Source organism: Cellulomonas sp. P5_C5, from assembly GCF_054049655.1.
Window position 1 is genome coordinate 1 of record NZ_JBFULY010000024.1, and the last position, 17,207, is coordinate 17,207.

The 17,207-nt window shown below is 73.2% G+C and carries 14 protein-coding genes; 1 reads left to right on the plus strand and 13 read right to left on the minus strand.

The features are described from left to right. Positions 1 to 249 precede the first annotated feature (249 nt). From araA to ACXJKF_RS16780, 13 genes are all read right to left on the minus strand, one after another. On the minus strand, positions 250 to 1,752 hold the full coding sequence (gene araA / locus ACXJKF_RS16720; RefSeq protein WP_456788843.1) for an L-arabinose isomerase: 1,503 nt from the start codon (positions 1,750 to 1,752) through the stop codon (positions 250 to 252). Continuing rightward, on the minus strand, positions 1,749 to 2,453 hold the full coding sequence (locus ACXJKF_RS16725) for an L-ribulose-5-phosphate 4-epimerase (protein WP_456788844.1): 705 nt from the start codon (positions 2,451 to 2,453) through the stop codon (positions 1,749 to 1,751). Before ACXJKF_RS16725 ends, araA begins: the two co-directional genes overlap by 4 nt. Positions 2,454 to 2,482: 29 nt before the next feature. Continuing rightward, the gene (locus ACXJKF_RS16730) at positions 2,483 to 4,063 is read right to left on the minus strand and encodes a xylulokinase (RefSeq protein ID WP_456788845.1); all 1,581 of its coding nucleotides are present in this window, start codon (positions 4,061 to 4,063) and stop codon (positions 2,483 to 2,485) included. Positions 4,064 to 4,175: 112 nt separating this feature from the next. Continuing rightward, positions 4,176 to 4,514, minus strand: a complete 339-nt coding sequence (locus ACXJKF_RS16735) for a cupin (protein ID WP_456788846.1) — start codon at positions 4,512 to 4,514, stop codon at positions 4,176 to 4,178. A 35-nt stretch (positions 4,515 to 4,549) separates the two neighbouring features. After that, positions 4,550 to 5,371, minus strand: coding sequence for an MmyB family transcriptional regulator (locus ACXJKF_RS16740; RefSeq protein WP_456788847.1), 822 nt, complete (start codon positions 5,369 to 5,371; stop codon positions 4,550 to 4,552). Next, the gene (locus ACXJKF_RS16745; protein ID WP_456788848.1) at positions 5,368 to 5,778 is read right to left on the minus strand and encodes a hypothetical protein; all 411 of its coding nucleotides are present in this window, start codon (positions 5,776 to 5,778) and stop codon (positions 5,368 to 5,370) included. The genes ACXJKF_RS16740 and ACXJKF_RS16745 overlap by 4 nt, the downstream gene beginning before the upstream one ends. Before the next feature lie 101 nt (positions 5,779 to 5,879). Beyond that, positions 5,880 to 6,863 (minus strand): LacI family DNA-binding transcriptional regulator, encoded by a 984-nt coding sequence (locus ACXJKF_RS16750; RefSeq protein WP_456788849.1) that lies wholly within the window; start codon positions 6,861 to 6,863, stop codon positions 5,880 to 5,882. A gap of 29 nt (positions 6,864 to 6,892) precedes the next feature. Continuing rightward, positions 6,893 to 7,723 carry a pyrroline-5-carboxylate reductase gene (proC, locus tag ACXJKF_RS16755; protein ID WP_456788850.1) on the minus strand — a complete coding sequence of 277 codons (831 nt, stop codon included), beginning with the start codon at positions 7,721 to 7,723 and terminating at the stop codon, positions 6,893 to 6,895. 83 nt (positions 7,724 to 7,806) lie between these two features. Next, positions 7,807 to 9,759, minus strand: a complete 1,953-nt coding sequence (locus tag ACXJKF_RS16760; protein WP_456788851.1) for an HlyD family efflux transporter periplasmic adaptor subunit — start codon at positions 9,757 to 9,759, stop codon at positions 7,807 to 7,809. Continuing rightward, the gene (locus tag ACXJKF_RS16765) at positions 9,752 to 10,702 is read right to left on the minus strand and encodes a hypothetical protein (protein WP_456788852.1); all 951 of its coding nucleotides are present in this window, start codon (positions 10,700 to 10,702) and stop codon (positions 9,752 to 9,754) included. Before ACXJKF_RS16765 ends, ACXJKF_RS16760 begins: the two co-directional genes overlap by 8 nt. A gap of 23 nt (positions 10,703 to 10,725) precedes the next feature. Next, complete coding sequence (locus ACXJKF_RS16770; protein WP_456788853.1) at positions 10,726 to 11,958, minus strand: ABC transporter permease; 1,233 nt, start codon at positions 11,956 to 11,958, stop codon at positions 10,726 to 10,728. After that, entirely contained in the window at positions 11,955 to 12,674 is a 720-nt protein-coding gene (locus tag ACXJKF_RS16775; protein WP_456788854.1) for an ABC transporter ATP-binding protein, read from the minus strand. The genes ACXJKF_RS16770 and ACXJKF_RS16775 overlap by 4 nt, the downstream gene beginning before the upstream one ends. After that, positions 12,667 to 13,839, minus strand: a complete 1,173-nt coding sequence (locus ACXJKF_RS16780; protein WP_456788855.1) for an efflux RND transporter periplasmic adaptor subunit — start codon at positions 13,837 to 13,839, stop codon at positions 12,667 to 12,669. The genes ACXJKF_RS16775 and ACXJKF_RS16780 overlap by 8 nt, the downstream gene beginning before the upstream one ends. 275 nt (positions 13,840 to 14,114) lie before the next feature. On the opposite strand from ACXJKF_RS16780, the gene ACXJKF_RS16785 reads away from it, so the two are divergent. Further along, positions 14,115 to 17,057, plus strand: a complete 2,943-nt coding sequence (locus ACXJKF_RS16785) for a glycosyl hydrolase (RefSeq protein ID WP_456788856.1) — start codon at positions 14,115 to 14,117, stop codon at positions 17,055 to 17,057. Positions 17,058 to 17,207 lie beyond the last annotated feature (150 nt).

The following is a 17,207-nucleotide window of genomic DNA, read 5'->3' on the forward strand; positions in this document are numbered from 1 at the left end:
GAAGCCGCGGCGGGGCCGACCAGCTCGAGCGCGACGGCGGCCATCGCGCCGGCGAGGAGCACGGCCTGCACGGCTCGCCGCAGGAGCGGGTGCGCCGCCGGGCTCCCGTGGACCCGCGGCAGCCACCTGGTCCCGGTCACCCCCTGCACCGCCACCGGTCCGCCCCCGTCCGTCGCCGCTGTCACGACCGTATGCACAGTTGTCGCGGGAGGCAATAACTCCCGGTGTCGCCAACCCGTTCGGTCTACGTCAGAAGCCCTGCGCGAGCCGGAAGTAGACCTGGTTCCAGCGCACCTGGTCCCGGAAGCCGCGGCGGGTGGTCGCCTCGTCGATCACGAGCAGCTCGGTGCGCGCGATCTCGGCGAAGTCCTCGAACGCCTCGACCCCGACGGCCGTGGTGAGCACCGTGTGGTGCGCGCCCCCGGCGGTCAGCCACGCCTCGGCGGACGTGCGGAAGTCCGGGCGAGGCTCCCACACGGCGCGCGCGACCGGCAGGTGCGGCAGGTCGGCGGTGGGCGGGACGACGTCCACGACGTTCGCGGTGAGCCGGAACCGGTCGCGCATGTCCGCCAGCGAGACGACGACGCCGACGCCGGGGTCGGCGTTGAAGACCAGGCGGACCGGGTCCTCCTTGCCGCCGATGCCGAGCGGGTGGATCTCCAGGGTCGGCTTCGACGTGGTCAGCGTCGGGCAGATCTCGAGCATGTGCGCGCCGAGGATCCGCTCCGAGCCGGGCGTCAGGTCGTAGGTGTAGTCCTCCATGAGCGACGCGCCACCGGGCAGCCCCTCGCCCATGACCTTGGCGGCGCGCACGAGGATCGCGGTCTTCCAGTCGCCCTCGGCGCCGAACCCGTAGCCGTCGGCCATGAGCCGCTGCACGGCGAGCCCGGGCAGCTGGCGCAGGTCACCGAGGTCCTCGAAGTTCGTCGTGAAGGCCTTGGCCCCCAGCGACTCCAGCAGGGTGCGCAGCGCGATCTCCTGGCGGGCGCCGTAGCGCAGGGCGTCGTGCCGGTCGCCGTCCTTGCGCAGCTCGGGGACGACGTCGTACAGCTGCTCGTACTCGGCGACGAGCGCGTCGACGTCGGCGTCGACCACCGCGTCCACGGCCGCCACGAGGTCGTTCACGCCCCACGTGTTCACCGAGACGCCGAACCGCAGCTCGGCCTCGGTCTTGTCGCCCTCGGTCACCGCGACGTTGCGCATGTTGTCCCCGAACCGGGCGAGCGTGAGCTCGTGCGTCGCGGCCCAGCCGGCGCACGCGCGCACCCAGACGTCGATCGACGCGGTCACTGCCGGGTTGGACACGTGGCCCGCGACCGTCTTGCGCGCAGCGCCCAGGCGCGTCGCGATGTACCCGAACTCGCGGTCGCCGTGCGCGGCCTGGTTGAGGTTCATGAAGTCGAAGTCGATCGTGTCCCACGGCAGCTCGACGTTGGCCTGCGTGTGCAGGTGCAGCAGCGGGGTGCGCAGCGCGTCCAGGCCGGCGATCCACATCTTGGCCGGGGAGAACGTGTGCATCCACGCGATCACACCGATGACGGCGTCGTCCGCGTTGGCCTCGAGCGCGGCGCGACGGATCGCGTCGGAGTCGGTCAGCACGGGCTTCCACACGACCTTCGCCGGGAGGGTCTCCTGGAGCACCGCGGCGATCTCCTGCGACTGCGTCGCGACCTGCCGCAGGGTCTCCTCGCCGTACAGACCCTGGCTCCCGGTGAGGAACCAGATCTCGCGGTCGGCGTAGGGCTTGGTCATGAGTCGCTCTCCGGGGTGTTCGTGGGCTGTTGGCCGTAGACGTGCTGGTAGCGGGCGTACAGGGAGTCGATGTCGGACTGGGCGATCGGCACGGTGTCGCCCAGCTGACGGGCGATGTGCACCGTGCGGGCGACCTCCTCGACCATGACGGCGGCCTTCACGGCGGCCCTGGCGTCTCTGCCGATGGTGAAGGGGCCGTGGTTGCGCATGAGCACCGCGGGGCTGCGGGAGTCCCGCAGGGTCTCGACGATGCCGCGGCCGATGGAGTCGTCGCCGATGAGCGCGAACGGGCCGACCGGCACGTCGCCGCCGAACTCGTCGGCCATCATCGTCAGCACGCACGGCACCGGCTCGCCGCGCGCGGCCCACGCCGTGGCGTAGGTCGAGTGGGTGTGCACGACGCCGCCGACGTGCGGCAGGTTCCGGTAGACGTACGCGTGCGCGGCGGTGTCGCTCGACGGTGCACGGGTGCCCTCGACGAGGGTGCCGTCGAGGTCGCAGACCACCATCGACTCCGGCGTGAGCTCGTCGTAGGTGACGCCGGACGGCTTGATGACGAGCAGGTCGTCGGGGCCGGGTGCCGCTCCCACGACGACGCGCTGCGACACGTTGCCGGCGGTCCACACCACGAGGCCCCAGCGCGGGAGCTCGGCGTGCAGGGTGGCGACGACGGCGCGGGTGCGCTCGATCTCAGCGAGCACAGAGTGCGGGTATCCCTGCGGGTAGGTGCTCACAGTGCMTCCACCGCGGCCTTCTCGATCGCCAGCCCGGCGCTGTAGCGCTCCAGGTAGGCGTCGAAGCCGCGGACGTCGTCGGCGTCCGGCTCCACCGTCGTCGCGACGGCTCCACCGAACACGCGGTCCTCCAGGTAGCCGGCCAGGTCCTGCTCGCGCGCCGCGCCCAGGTAGGCGGCGAGCACCGCGATCCCCCAGGCGCCGCCCTCACCCGCCGTGCTGCCCACGGTCACGGGCGCGCCGACGGCGGCCGCCAGCAGCCGCTGCGCCACCCCCTCGGTCCGGAACAGGCCGCCGTGCGCGAACATCGCGTCGAGCTCGACACCCTCGCCGCGCAGGACCCGCATGCCCAGGCTGAGGGTGCCGAACGCGCTGTAGACCTGGGTGCGCATGAAGTTGGCCAGCGTGAGGCGGCTGTCGGGGGTCCGCACGACCAGCGGGCGCCCCTCGTCCAGACCCGTGATGGGCTCCCCGGACAGGTAGTTGTAGGCCAGCAGGCCGCCGCCGTCGGCGTCGCCGCGCAGGGCCTCGCGCAGCAGCACCCCGAAGACGTCGTCGGCACTCGCGGTGGCTCCGAGGGCCGCGGCGAACTGCCCGAACACCTCGGCCCAGGCCCCGAGCTCGCTCGCGCCGTTGTTGCAGTGCACCATCGCGACCAGGTCCCCCGACGGCGTGGTCACCAGGTCGAGCTCGTGGTGCACGCTGCTCAGCGCCTTCTCCAGGACCACCATCGCGAAGATGCTGGTGCCGACGCTGACGTTGCCCGTGCGGGGCGCGACGGCGTTGGTCGCGACCATCCCGGTGCCGGCGTCACCCTCGGGCGGGCACAGCGGGATCCCCGCCGTCAGCGTGCCCGTGGGGTCGAGCAGTGCCGCGCCCGCCTCGGTCAGGCTGCCGGCGTCCTGGCCTGCGAGCAGGATCTCAGGGAGCAGCGACGCCACGTCGACTCCGGGGTACGACGCGAGCATCCGCTCGTCGTAGGCGTGCACGGCGGTGTCGATCGGGAACATGCCCGACGCGTCGCCGATGCCCAGCACCTTGCGCCCGGTGAGCTTCCAGTGCACGTAGCCGGCGAGGGTGGTGACGAAGGCGACCTGCGGGACGTGCGGCTCGGCGTCGAGCTCCGCCTGGCGCAGGTGGGCGATCGACCAGCGCAGCGGGATGTTGTGGCCGAACAGCCCGGTGAGCTCCGCCGCGGCCGCGCCTGTGGTGGTGTTGCGCCAGGTGCGGAACGGGACGAGCAGCTCGTCGGACTCGTCGAACGCGAGGTAGCCGTGCATCATCGCGGAGATCCCGAGAGCCCCGACCGTGGTCGGCCGCACCCCGTGCTGCGCCTCGGCGTCGGCGAGCAGCGCGGCGACGGCCTCCTGCAGGCCGGACCAGACGGCCTCCAGCGAGTACGTCCAGACGCGGTCGACGAACTGGTTCTCCCAGTCGTGGCTGCCGCTGGCCAGCGGGGCGTGCCCGGGGCCGATGAGGACCGCCTTGATCCGGGTGGAGCCCAGCTCGATGCCGATCGTCGTCCGACCGGCGGCGATGGCCTCCCGGGGATCAGCACCGTGGGGGTCGACCGTCATCACGCGGGCTCCGCTCCGTCCGTCACGGACCGCGGCGGACGCCGGCGGCCGAGACACATGTTAGCGCTAACATCCGCCTCCGGGTCCACCTTCCGCCGGGGAGCCTCAGCGCTCACCCGTGGGACGGCCGGCCCAGGCCGGTCAGCGTCGTGAGCAGGAAGACCGAGTCCTCGACCGCGTGCACCGAGTGCCGCTCGTGCGTCAGCACCCAGAGGTGCCCAGCGCTCGCCTCGACGTCTCCCTCGGCCGAGTCCACCCGCACCCGCCCACGGATGACCTGCAGCGTCGCCGCGTTGGGCGAGTTGTGCTCGCCCAGGCTCGACCCGGCCGTCAGGGCGATCACCGACTGGCGCAGCTCGCCGTCGTGCGCCACCACCCCCGCCGAGCGGCCGTGCGGGTCCGTCCGGGCCGCGTCGAGGTGCCGCTGCGCGAGCTCGGCGATGTCGATCATCAGGGCCTCCAGGGGCGCTCGGCGGTGACCCGAGCCTAGGACCCCCGGGTCCGGCTCAGCACCGCCGAGACCAGGGCGGGGTCCACGGACGCCACCAGCCGGGCGAGCGCTCGGGCGGTGTCCGCGTCCGCCGGGTAGAACGACTCGATCACCAGCTCGGCCACCGTGATGTCGAGCGGCGTGCCGAACGTCGCCACCGTCGTGAGGAACAGCAGCCGCTCCCCGCCGACGGTCAGCCCCATCGGGACCGCCACCCCGTCGCTCGCGGCGGCCCTCACCTCGCCGCCGGGGTACGCGCTGAGCTCCGCGAGCAGCTGGGCGAGATCGCGGTCCCCCGTCGACGCGACCTGCCTGCGCACCCGGTCGAGCGCGTGCGCGCGCCACTCGGCCAGGTTGGCGATGTGCGGCGCCATCCCCCGCGGGTGCATCGCGACGCGGAGCACGTTCACCGGCGGTTCGAGCAGCGCCGGATCCACGTCGCCGAGCAGCACGGCCACCGCGGCGTTGGCCTCCACCAGGTTCCAGGACCGGTCGACGACGAGCGCCGGGTTGGGTCCGTGGCCGTCGAGGACCACCCGCAGCGCGGACCGGACCGCGGCCATCGACGGGTCGTCCAGCGGGGTGCCGCGGTACTCGGGCGCGAACCCCGCGGCGATCAGCAGGTGGTTCCGCTCCCGCAGCGGAACGTCGAGGTGCGAGCTCAGCCGCAGCACCAGGTCGCGGCTCGGGCTCGACCGGCCCGTCTCGACGTAGCTGAGGTGCCGCGTCGAGACGCCCGTCTGCGAGGAGAGCTCGAGCTGGCTCAGCCGTCGGCGCACCCGCCACTGCCGCAGCAGAGGCCCGGAACCTGTGGTCATGGTGCCGACGAGTCTCGCAGGAACCGCGCCTCGGCCACCGCGAACCCGGCCACGACCAGCGCCTGCCCGATCACGTAGACCACCCCGAACGGCGTCGCGGGGACCGTCGTGACGAGGACCGCGCTCGCGGCCACCCAGGCCCAGTTGGCGACGACGAGCGCGCCGACCGCTCGCCGGCGCAGCGGCCGCGCGCGGCTCGTCCACGCCAGGGCCACGACGTAGCCGACGAGCAGCAAGGCGACCACCCGGAGCACCGTCGCGGGCAGGCCCGTGAGGCGGGCGTACAGGTCAGTCGCCGCGAGCAGCCCGACCGCGGCGACGAGGCCGACGAGCGCGTCCGCCGCCAGGACGCGGCGCAGGGTCCGCTCGCTCGTCGGGACGGCGGTCAGGACAGGGGACGTGGTCATGGTGGTTCCTCCGGGCTCCGGTGGCGGATGTCGCACCAGAACCGTCGCGTCCGGCAGGTCGTCGTGTCGATGACCTCCCAGGTCATGCCCCGCCGGCCGGCCTACCGAGCGGTCCGCACCGAGCTGGCGCGGACCACCAGCTCGGCCGGGATCTGCTGGCGGGCGACGTCCTCACCGGCGAACGCGGCCTGCAGGGAGTCGACCGCGAGCCGGCCGAGCGCCCCGAAGTCCTGCCGGACGGTGGTCAGCGGCGGCGTGTAGTGGGCGGCGCCCACCTCGTCGTCGAACCCCACCACCGCGACGTCGTCGGGCACCCGCACGCCCTTCTCCCAGAACGCGTGCAGGAGGCCGAGCGCCAGCTGGTCGTTGGCCGCGAAGATCGCCGGCGGCAGCCCCTCGCGGACCATGCGCAACCCCAGCTCGTAGCCGTCGGCGGCGTCCCACCCGGCCTCGATGTGCTCCGGGGCGCTGGGCCCGGAGACCTCGCGCCAGCCGGCGAGCCGGTCCTGGGCGTCGAACCAGTCCTGCGGGCCGGCGACGTGCACCACGTCGGGGAAGCCCTGGTCGAGCAGGTGCTGGGTGGCGAGCCGGGCGCCGTGCCGCTGGTCCACCCCGACGGCGTGCAGGTGCGGCACGGGCGGGACGTCGGACGCCGAGGAGATGAGCACCACCGGCACGGGGGACGCGATCGCGGCGATGGCCTGCGCGACCTCCGTCGTCGGCGCGATGATCGCGATGCCGTCGACGCCCTGCCCGAGGAAGTGCTCCAGCGCGGTGTGCATGCTGTCGCCGTCGAACTGCCGGATGGTCGCCACGGACACGAACCAGCCGACCACGCGCGCGGCCTCCTCGAGCCCCACCAGGGTGCTCGTCGGGCCGTACAGCGCGGTCGCCGGGGTGACCACCCCGAGGGTGCCGGACCGGCGCGTGACCAGCGTGCGCGCGGCGCTGTTGCGGCGGTAGCCGAGCTGGACGATGGCCTCCGTGACCCGCTCGCGGGTCTCCGGGCGGACGCTCGGGTGGTCGTTGAGCACCCGGGACACGGTCTGGTGGGAGACGCCCGCGAGCGCGGCGACGTCACTCATGGCGGGGGGCCGTGCGGCGCTGTTCATCATCAGTACTGCTGGCCGAGCTCGCGCGAGCGGTTCCGGGCCGCTTCCGCCGCCGCGACGACGCCGGCACGCACGCCGTGGGCGTCGAGGACCTGCACCGCCGCGACCGTGGTGCCGCCAGGGGAGGACACCCGTTCGCGCAGCACCGCGGGGTGGTCCCCCGACTGGGCCGCGAGCGCGGCGGAACCCTCGACGGTGGCCACGGCGAGCTTCGTCGCCAGGTCCCGGCTGAGCCCGAGCAGGACTCCCGCCTCGGCCATCGCGTCGATCAGGTAGAACGCGTACGCCGGGCCGGACCCGGAGATCGCGGTGACGGCGTCGAGGTCCTTCTCCTCCACCCGGACGACCAGCCCCGTGGCGGCGAGCATCGTCTCGACGAGCACCAGGTGCCCCTCGGTCGCGTGCGTGCCGGCGGCGATCGCGCTGGCGCCCTTGCCGACGACAGCCGGCGTGTTCGGCATGACGCGGACGACGGGCTGGCCGGCGGGGAGCCGCTTCTCGTAGCTGGAGATCGGGAGCCCGGCGGCGACGCTCACGACGAGCTCGCCCCCGCGCAGGGCCTGCGACACCTCGTCGAGCACGGAGGCGACGACGTTCGGCTTGACCGCCAGGAGCACGACGTCGGCACGGGCCGCCGCCTCGGCGTTCGACGCGCCGGTGCGCACGCCGTAGCGGCCCGCCAGCTCGTCGGCCCGTGGCACGTGCCGCTCGGTGACCTCGACCTGCTCCGGCGCCCATCCCGCGGTCAGCAGCGCGCTGAGCAGGGTCTCCCCCATCACGCCGCCACCCAGCACCGCGACCTGCGGCCTGCCGCCGGTGCGCTCGTCGGTCATCGTGGTCCTCCCCGTCCGTGCCGCCGGGAGGCGACGCCGCGAGCCTACCGACGCGAGGCGGGCGCCGGGGAAGGCGCTCGCCCTCAGCCGCTGCTGCGCTCGGAGAACTGCGCCGGCGGGCCACCGCCCGGGTCGCCGTTCATCACGAAACCCTGCGGCGGCCCCGGCAGCTCGGTCTGGTCGCCGCCCAGGCCGGACAGGCCCGTCGTGGTCGACGTGCTGGACTCGATCGGCTCGTCGAGGTCCGCGAGGACCACGTCGTCGCCGACCGCGAGACCGTCCGTGACCTCCGTGCGCTCCGTGCCGACCGCCCCGAGGGTGACCGTGACCTCGGTCGGGGTGCCGTCCCGGAGCACCTGGACCGTGGCCGTCGCGCCGTCGACGTGGACGGCCGACGTCGGGACGGTGAGCACCTCGTCGGCACCCGCGACCGTGATCCGGACCTGCGCCGAGGCGCCGTCGTAGAGCGTCTCGTCCGTGGGGTCGACGGCGAGCTCGACCGTGTACGCGGGGTCCGCGGTGGTCGACGTGTCGAGGATGCCGATGCTGCTGACCGTGCCGGTGAGCGCCGCGTCGGTGCTGGGCGTCGTCACCTGCGCCGGCTGGCCGACCGACACGATGTCGATCGACGACAGCGGGACGCTCGTGGTGACCGTGTAGCCGTCGGGACCGAGCACCGTGACGACCGCGGTGGTCGACGACGCCGTGACCTGGTCGCCGGGCGCCAGCGAGACCGCGGCCACCGTGCCGGCGATCGGGCTCGTCAGGGTCGCGAACGGGAGCCTGCTCTGCGCCAGAGTGACGTTCGCCTCCGCCAGGTCGATCGCCGCCCGGTCGGCCACGATCGTCGCCGCGGTGATCGTCGTAAAGTCGTCGGAGCCGCCCGACGGGGTGCTCGACGACGGGGTGCTGGTGCTCGTCGACGGCGCGCTGGTCGACGGGGTGCTCGACGAGGGCGTGCTCGTCGACGGGGTGCTCGTGCTCGTGGACGACGCCTCGACGGCCACCTGGAGCGCCTGGACCGCCTGGTCGAGCGCGGTGGCGAGCGTCAGGAGCGCCTGCTGCTCGGTGTCCGTCGCCGTCTGCGCGTCGAGCGCACCGGTCAGCGCGGCCTGGCAGTCGGCGAGCGCCTGCTCGACGGCGGAGGTGTCGGGCTCGTCGGTCGGGGCGGGTGCTGCGGCCGGCAGCTCTGTGGTCGGCTCGGTGGTCGGCTCGGTGGTCGGCTCGGTCGTGGGCTCCCCGGTGGGTTCCGGCGTGGGTTCTGTCGTCGGCTCCGGCGTGGGCTCCGGCGTGGGCTCCGGCGTGGGCTCCGGCGTGCCGACGTCGCCGCCGACGACCGCGAGGAACGCCGCGCACGTCGCCTGCGAGGCCGTCACGGTCGCGCTGCTGGCGGCCAGCGCGTCGGCGGTCCGCCCGTACTGGTCGAGCAGCGCGTCCTGCGCCGCCCGCACCTCGGCGGCCCCGCGCTCGACGGCGGGGTCGGCGGGGGCCTCGGGGTCCTCGTGCGAGTCGCCCTCGGCAGGGGCCTCGTCGGCCGCCGAGGTCGAGGGCGACGACGACGAGGGGGACGCCGACGGGGTCGGCGACGACGAGGTCGGTGTCGAGGACGTCGTGCTCGACGACGCCTGCGCGTCGAGGTCGTCGCTGAGCTGCTGCTGGGCGGTAGCGAGGTCGGCCTGCGCGCGCTCGACCGCGTCCTGCAGAGCCCCGGTGTCGAGGGTCGCCAGCACGTCACCGGCCGCGACGACCTGCCCCACGGTCACGGCGACGGTCGCCACGGTGCCGTCGACGGAGAACGACGCGTCCCGGCGGCTGGACGACGCGATCGTCCCGACCGTGTCGATGACCTGCTCGACGCTCGCCCGCTCGGCGGCGGCGGTGCGGTACCGGCCGTCGTCGGACCCGCCGACGGCCAGGGCGACCCCGCCGCCGGCGGCCACGAGGACCAGCGCACCGGCGGTTCCGAGCGCGACGATGCGTCGTCGTCGGGCGCGCTGCCGACGGGCGACGGACGGGCGGGCCGCGAGCTCAGACATCGGTGCCACCGTCCTGCGTCGTGTCCTGGGTACCGCCGTCCTGACCCCCACCGGGACCGCCCGGACCGGCACCGCCGCCGGGTCCGCCACCGAAGCGCTGGACCATCCCGACCGAGCACTCACCGTCCGTCGGGGCGGAGACCGTGATGCTGGTCGCCGTCACCTTGCCGCTGTCGTCGGCCTCGCCGCGCGCGCTGGCGCACTGGCCCACGACGACCGCGGAAGCGTCGGCCGCGACGGTCGTCGTGTAGGTGGTCGCGTCCGTGACGGTGACCGTGCGGGTCGTCGTCGCGTCGTCGGGACCGGTGCTCTCGACGGTGAGCGTGCTGCCGTCGACCGCGGTCACCGTGMCGACGGCGCCGCCGCCGAACGACCGCATGCCACCGCCGGGCGGCAGGTCCGTCGGGGCGCCGTCGGGCCGCTCCCCTTCCGGCATCGTCGGCAGGTCGGTCGGCGCCCCGTCGGGGCGGTCACCGCCGAGGCCCGGCCCGCCGCCGAAGCCGCCGGCGCAGGTGCCGTCGTCGGTCGGTCGGGTGACCTGGATGCTCGTCGCCTCGACCGGAGCATCGGTGCCGGCAGTGTCGTCCCCGGTCGTGTCGTCCGCGCTCGCCGTCGACACCGCCACGACGCACGACCCGACCGTCACGTCGGCGAGCGTCCCGGCGACGGTCGCGGAGAACGTGGTGGCGTCGGTCCAGGTCACCGCGGTCTGCGAGTCCGTCGACCGGACCTGCAGGACCGTGCCGGTGACGGACGCGATCTCGCCGGACGCGCCGCCTCCCCCGCCGGGACCGGAGCGCTGCGGGCCGTCACCGCCCTGCTGCTGCGGGGCGTCGGAGGCCGTCGGCGCAGCCGCCTGCGAGGTACCGGCCGTGCAGCCGGCGAGGACGAGGACCGAGGCCGCAGCGAGCGCGGGAAGCAGTCGCGTGGTCAGGGTGGACATGGGAGGGCTCCTTGCTGAGAGGGCTATTCGGCGCGCAGCGCGTCGATGGGGGCCAGCCGCGCGGCGCGCGTGGCGGGGTAGACGCCGAACACCAGGCCGATGCCGATCGCGACCACGACCGACCCGGCCACGGCGGCGCCGGAGACGACGACGGAGGTGTCGAGCAGTCCCGGCAGGACCTGCGCGGCGACGATCCCGAGCGCCGCGCCGAGGACGCCGCCGGCGAGGCCGAGCACGGCCGCCTCGACCAGGAACTGCCGGCGGATGGCCCACGGCGGGGCGCCGAGCGCCTTGCGCAGGCCGATCTCGCGGGTCCGCTCGGTGACCGAGACGAGCATGATGTTCATGACCCCGATCCCGCCGACCAGCAGCGACAGGGCCGCGATGCCGGTGAGCAGGACCGTCAGGGTCTTGTAGACGGCGGTCGCCGTGGACACGAGGGCGTCCTGGCTGTTGATCGTGAAGTCGGCGCTGTCGGCGTCGGTGATGCCGTGCAGGTTGAGCAGCAGCGCCTGCGCCTCCTGGTAGGCGGCGCCCAGCTGGCTCGACGACGCGGCCTGCACGTAGATCGTCGAGACCGCGTTGCGGTCCTGGCCGCCGACGAGCGTGTCCGCGGCGGTCGACATCGGGATGACCGCCAGGTCGTCGAGGTCGCTCTCGCCGGACGCACCCTCGGCCTCCAGCACGCCGACCACCCGCAGGTCTGTGTCGCCGACGGTCACCGTCTGGCCCACCACGCGAGTGGACCCGAACAGCTCCTCGGCCGTCGACGGCCCGAGCACGACGACCGCGGCGCGGGACGCCTCGTCGTCGGCCGTGAAGAACTCCCCGGAGGCGAGCGTGCGGCCGCGGACGTCGAGCCAGTCCGTGCTGGTGCCGACGACGCTCGTGGTCCAGTTGGTGTCGTTGGCCTCCAGCGACGCGGACGACGTCTTCTCGGCGGCGACCTTCCCGATGTCGGGTGCGTTCACCGACGAGTCGAGCGCCTCCGCGTCGGCCGTGGTCAGGGTGGTGCGCGAGCCGAAGCCGCCGCGGACGCCCTCGGCGCTGGTGCTGCTGCCCGGCCGGACGATGAGCAGGTCGCTGCCCAGCTGGCTGATCTGCGCGCTGACGTCCTTCTGCGTGCCCAGCCCGAGCCCGACCGTGAGKATCACCGCCGCGATGCCGATGAGGATGCCGAGCACCGTGAGGATCGACCGCATCGCGTGCGACGTGACGGCCGACCAGCCGGTGCGCAGGGTCTCGGTCCAGGTCATCGGGCACCGTCCGACACGATCAGGCCGTCGTGCACGCGCACGACCCGGTCCGCGCGGGCGGCGACGTCGGCCTCGTGCGTGATCAGGACGATCGTGCGGCCCTGCTGGTGCAGCTCGTCGAACAGGTCCAGCACGTCCCCGGTCGACGTCGAGTCGAGGTTGCCCGTGGGCTCGTCGGCGAGCAGCAGGGCGGGCTCGCCGACGAGGGCGCGGGCCACCGCGACGCGCTGCTGCTGACCGCCGGACAGCTCGCCCGGCCGGTTGTCCAGCCGGTCGGCCAGGCCGACCCGGTCCAGCGCCGCCGCGGCCCGGTCCTTGCGTTCTGTGGAGGGCACGCGCCCGTAGACCAGCGGGAGCTCGACGTTGCGCCACGCCGACAGCGACGGGAGCAGGTGGAACTGCTGGAACACGAAGCCGATGCGCCGGTTGCGGATGTCGGCGAGGTCGATCTCGTCGAGCTCGCCCACGTCCTCGCCGGCCAGGTGGTACGTGCCGCGGGTCAGGGTGTCCAGGCAGCCGAGCAGGTTCATCAGCGTGGACTTGCCCGAGCCCGACGGGCCCATCACCGCGACGTACTCACCCGGCTCGATCCGCAGGTCGACACCACGCAGGGCCTCGAACTCGATGCTGCCGGACGTATAGGTCTTGGTGACCCCGACGAGGTCGATGACCGCCTCGGTGCGGGTCTCGACGCGCGGCGACGCGAGCTCAACCATTCGCCGGACCGCCCTGCTGGTTCTGCGTCGCTCCGCCGGGTCCGCCCTCGAACACGGGCCCGCCACCGGGACCGCCCTCGAAGAACTGCCCGCCCTCGGGCAGGTCCTGGTTCTGCCGACCGGTGCCGCCGGTGCCCGGCGTGAAGACCGCGAGCACCACCTCGTCGCCCTCGGCCAGTCCCTCGGTGATCTCCGTGACGTTCCCGGACGTCTCCCCGGTCGTCACCGGGACGTCGACGATCTGGCCCTCGGAGTCCGTCTGCTGCACGGTCGTCGTCCCGTCCTCGGCGGTCGTGACCGCCAGGCTGGGCACGGTCAGGACGTCGGTGCGGCGCTCGTAGACCAGCTCGACCTCGGCGGCGACCCCGTCGTGCAGGCCCTCCTGGTCGCCCGTGACCGCGACGGTGACGGGGTAGGCCGCGACGCCCGTGTCGCTGGTGGACAGCAGACCGATCGCGCTGATGGTGCCGAACACCGGCTCGGTCGCCCCGTCGAGGGTGACCTCGGCCTGGTCGCCGACCTCGACCAGCGCGACGTCCGCGTCGGAGACCGTGACGTCGACCTGCCAGGCGTCGGTGCCGACGATGGTGAACTGGGCGGCGGTCTCGGCGGACGGCCCTTCGCTCCCGCCGACCGCGTCACCGACCTCCAGGTTCACGGCGGTGAGCAGGCCCGCGACCGGTGCCGTCAGGGTGGCGTCGTCCATCGCGGCCTGCGCGGTGTCTACCCCGGACCGGGCGACGTCGACCTGCGCCTGTGCGGCGGCGACCTGCGCGGTGCCGGACGCGTCGGCGAGCCTCGCCTGCGCGTCGGCCAGCGTGGCCTTCGCCTGCAGCAGGTCGGCGGTGAGCTGGAGGGTGTCGACGGTCGCGAGCGTCTGCCCGACGGTGACCGTCTGCCCGACCGCGACGGGCACCGCGGTGACGGTGCCGCTGACCTCGAGGCTCACGTCCTGCTGCACCGACGGCGTCAGCGTCCCGCTGCCGCCGACCGACTTCTGCATCGTGGTCAGGCTCGCCGCCACGGTCCGCGTGACCGGCTCCGCCGACGCCGCCGACGCGTCCCTGATCCCGAACCACCAGATCCCCGCGGCCACGAGCGCGACGAGGACGACGGCGGTGACCGTCCTCGTCAGCGGCGTCGTCCGCCTCCATACGTGCTGCATGTTCTCCCTCACGTCGACCCGGCCGAATGACCTGGGCCGAACGTAGGGACGCGCGCTGGGCCGCCCGTAGCACTGACCTGTGCCTCACCTGTGGATCGGCGACGGGCCTTGGTGAGTCCGGGTCGAGCCGGTGGGCGAGGCGCAGCGGACAGCCCTCAATCGTTTCGGATCTGTCCGGTACATCCTTTCTTTGGTAACTTGACTAACTCTGCTCCGCCTCGGCTGCGACCGGCGACATCGCCGGGTCTACGCGGCGAGACCACCCAGGAGGTTCAATGAAGAACCGTCATCTCGCGCGCGCTCTGACTGCGGGGCTCACCGCAGCGGCGCTCAGCGGGCTCGTGACCCTGCCGGCCGCCCAGGCGGCCGAGACCGTCACGATCGTCGACCCGGACGCCAGCCCGGCGACCCGCTCCCTGTTCTCCTACCTCGACGGCATCCGCGGCGAGGGCATCCTGTTCGGCCACCAGCACACGACGTCCTACGGCCTGACCGTGACCGGCGCCGACGGCACCAAGTCCGACGTCAAGAACATGACCGGCGACTTCCCGGCGGTCTTCGGCTGGGACACGCTCATCCTGCAGGGCGACGAGGCCCCGGGCTCCGCGGGCAACACGACCGAGCAGAACATCGCGGCCCTCGACGACTACATCGAGAAGGCGCACGGTCTCGGCGGCATCAACACGCTCTCCGCGCACATGGAGAACTTCGTCACCGGCGGCAGCTTCTACGACACCACGGGCGACACGCTGCGCGCGGTCCTGCCCGGCGGCGCGAAGAACGCCGACCTGAACGCGTACCTGGACAACATCGCCGCCGCGGCCGACGGTGCCCGCGACGCCGAGGGCAACCTCATCCCGATCATCTTCCGGCCGTACCACGAGAACGCCGGCTCCTGGTTCTGGTGGGGTGCCGCGTTCGGCTCACCCGGCGAGTACAAGGAGCTCTTCCGCTACACGGTCGAGTACCTGCGCGACATCAAGGGCGTCTCCAACTTCCTCTACGCGTTCGGGCCGGGCAGTGGGTTCGGCGGGAACGCCGACACCTACCTGCGCACCTACCCCGGCGACGAGTTCGTCGACGTCTTCGGCCTCGACGCGTACGACAACACCGGCTCGGCCGCGTTCCTCGACGGCCTCGTCAAGGACCTCGGCATGATCGCCGACCTGGCCGACGCGAAGGGCAAGGTCTCCGCGTTCACCGAGTTCGGCGTGACCAACGGCGTCGGCACCACCGGCTCCAGCCCGGAGAAGTGGTTCACCAAGGTGCTGGCCGCCATCAAGGCCGACCCGAAGGCCAGCCGCAACGCGTACATGGAGACGTGGGCCAACTTCGACGCCGGCCAGCACTACGTCCCCGTGACCGGCGACGCCCTGCTGCCCGACTTCCAGGACTACGCGGCCGACCCGTACACCCTGTTCGCCAGTGAGGTCACCGGCGCGTTCGACCGGACGGTCGACACGACKCCCGCCGGCCCGGTCCTGCACATCGCCTCCCCGGCCGACAGCGCCCGGGTGGCCACGTCACCGACGACCATCCGCGCCACCGTGCAGAACGTCGACGCCGACCGCGTCTACGCCACCGTCGGTGACACCGAGATCGAGCTCGCCCCCGGGGACGGCCTCTGGTGGTCGGCACCGTGGGACATCCCCGCAGCGCAGCTGGACAACAGCACGAAGACGCTCGAGGTCCACGTGGTCGCCGACGGTGTCGAGGTGCTCACCGAGAGCTCGTCCGTGGTCCTCGGGCCGCGACCGACGTTCGGACCGGGCGTCGTCGACGACTACGAGGGCTACGGCGACGACACCGCGCTGCGGGCCGAGTACGTCTCCTACGGCGCCAACACCATCTCGCTCGACACCAGCGGGGAGTCCAAGGCGCTGCGGATGGACTACGACTTCGCCACCCAGACCTACACCGGCCTGGGCAAGCAGATCAGCGGCGACTGGTCCGACTTCAACGAGCTCGCGCTCTGGGTCAAGCCGGACGGCTCCGGGAACAAGATGGTGCTCCAGCTGGTGGCCGGTGGCGTCTCCTACGAGGCGTACCCGTCGCTGGCGGGCACCGAGGCCGGGGTGGTGACCTTCCCGTTCGTCGACTGGCGACCGGCCCCGTGGGACACCGCCAACGCCAACCGCCGGATCAGCGACGCGGACCTCAAGGCGATCTCGCAGTTCAACATCTACGTGAACGCGGCCGACGACGGCACCGGCGACCCGTCGGGCAGCATCGTCGTCGACAACATCGCCGCCCTGCCGGGTGTCGAGCCGCCGCCGCTGTTCTCCGACGTCCCGCCGGGGTCGCCCAACTTCGACAGCATCATCTGGCTGCACGACCAGGGCCTCGACGACGGCTACCCGGACGGCACGTTCCGGCCGACCAAGCCGGAGACCCGCGAGGCCGTGGCGTCGCTGCTCTACCGCTACTCCGAGGCCACCTTCGTCCCCACGGCGAAGAAGCCGACGTTCCTGGACGTGCCCAAGAAGCACGCCTTCTCCAAGGAGATCGAGTGGCTGGCGAGCGAGAAGCTCGTCGACACGTCGATCCCGCTGTACCTGCCCAAGGGGCCGCTCGACCGCTCGTCCGCGGCTGAGCTGCTCTGGCGGCTGGCGGGGTCGCCCGAGCCTGCGGCGCCGGAGGCGTTCACCGACGTCCCGTCGTGGCACCCGTTCGGCAAGGCCATCGCGTGGGCGACCGAGACCGGCATCATCGTGCCGACCTCGGCGACGAAGTACGGCGTGCTCAAGGTGGTCACGCGCGGCGACTTCGCCGGGTACCTCGACCGGTACGACCACCGGCCGAGCCCGCTGGAGCCCGTCGTGCTGACGGACTTCGCGGACGGCGCCCAGGGCTGGGGGCCTATCGGTGAGGGCACGGCGACCGGAACCGGTGGGACGCTGACGATCGACGCCGCCGCTCCCGACGGCGGCTGGTTCGGGTTCGGTCCGTCGACCGGCGACTGGACCGGGCGCACGGAGCTGCGGTTCGACGTCGTGTCCACCACGGGCTTCGACACCAAGGCGGCCCTGCAGCTGGGGTCGTCGTGGACCTGGTGCGAGACCGCGCAGGTGGGGTGGATCTCCGCGCCGACGTCCGACGTGCTGGTCGACCTGGCCACCCTGAGCGCCGAGTGCGGCGTGCAGCTGGCCGACGTGAAGAAGGTGAACCTGTACTTCAACGCAGGCACCCACGTGATCGACGACGTCGAGATCCGCTGACCGACCGACGCGTGTGCCCGCGCGTCTCCCCCGCTGACGTCCGCACTCCCGAGGCCCCCTCTCCTCGGGGTGCGGACGTCAGCACCCCCTCACCACCGGACGTCCGAGGACGTGGCCGCCAGAGCAGCCCCTTCCTCGGACGTCCGTCGT

Excerpts from the sequence above, each read along its gene's own strand:
- araA (WP_456788843.1), bottom strand. The coding sequence starts at position 1,752 with ATGACCAAGCCCTACGCCGACCGCGAGATCTGGTTCCTCACCGGGAGC.
- ACXJKF_RS16735 (WP_456788846.1), bottom strand. The coding sequence starts at position 4,514 with ATGATCGACATCGCCGAGCTCGCGCAGCGGCACCTCGACGCGGCCCGG.
- ACXJKF_RS16740 (WP_456788847.1), bottom strand. The coding sequence starts at position 5,371 with ATGACCACAGGTTCCGGGCCTCTGCTGCGGCAGTGGCGGGTGCGCCGA.
- ACXJKF_RS16745 (WP_456788848.1), bottom strand. The coding sequence starts at position 5,778 with ATGACCACGTCCCCTGTCCTGACCGCCGTCCCGACGAGCGAGCGGACC.
- ACXJKF_RS16750 (WP_456788849.1), bottom strand. The coding sequence starts at position 6,863 with ATGAGTGACGTCGCCGCGCTCGCGGGCGTCTCCCACCAGACCGTGTCC.
- proC (WP_456788850.1), bottom strand. The coding sequence starts at position 7,723 with ATGACCGACGAGCGCACCGGCGGCAGGCCGCAGGTCGCGGTGCTGGGT.
- ACXJKF_RS16760 (WP_456788851.1), bottom strand. The coding sequence starts at position 9,759 with ATGTCTGAGCTCGCGGCCCGCCCGTCCGTCGCCCGTCGGCAGCGCGCC.
- ACXJKF_RS16775 (WP_456788854.1), bottom strand. The coding sequence starts at position 12,674 with ATGGTTGAGCTCGCGTCGCCGCGCGTCGAGACCCGCACCGAGGCGGTC.
- ACXJKF_RS16780 (WP_456788855.1), bottom strand. The coding sequence starts at position 13,839 with ATGCAGCACGTATGGAGGCGGACGACGCCGCTGACGAGGACGGTCACC.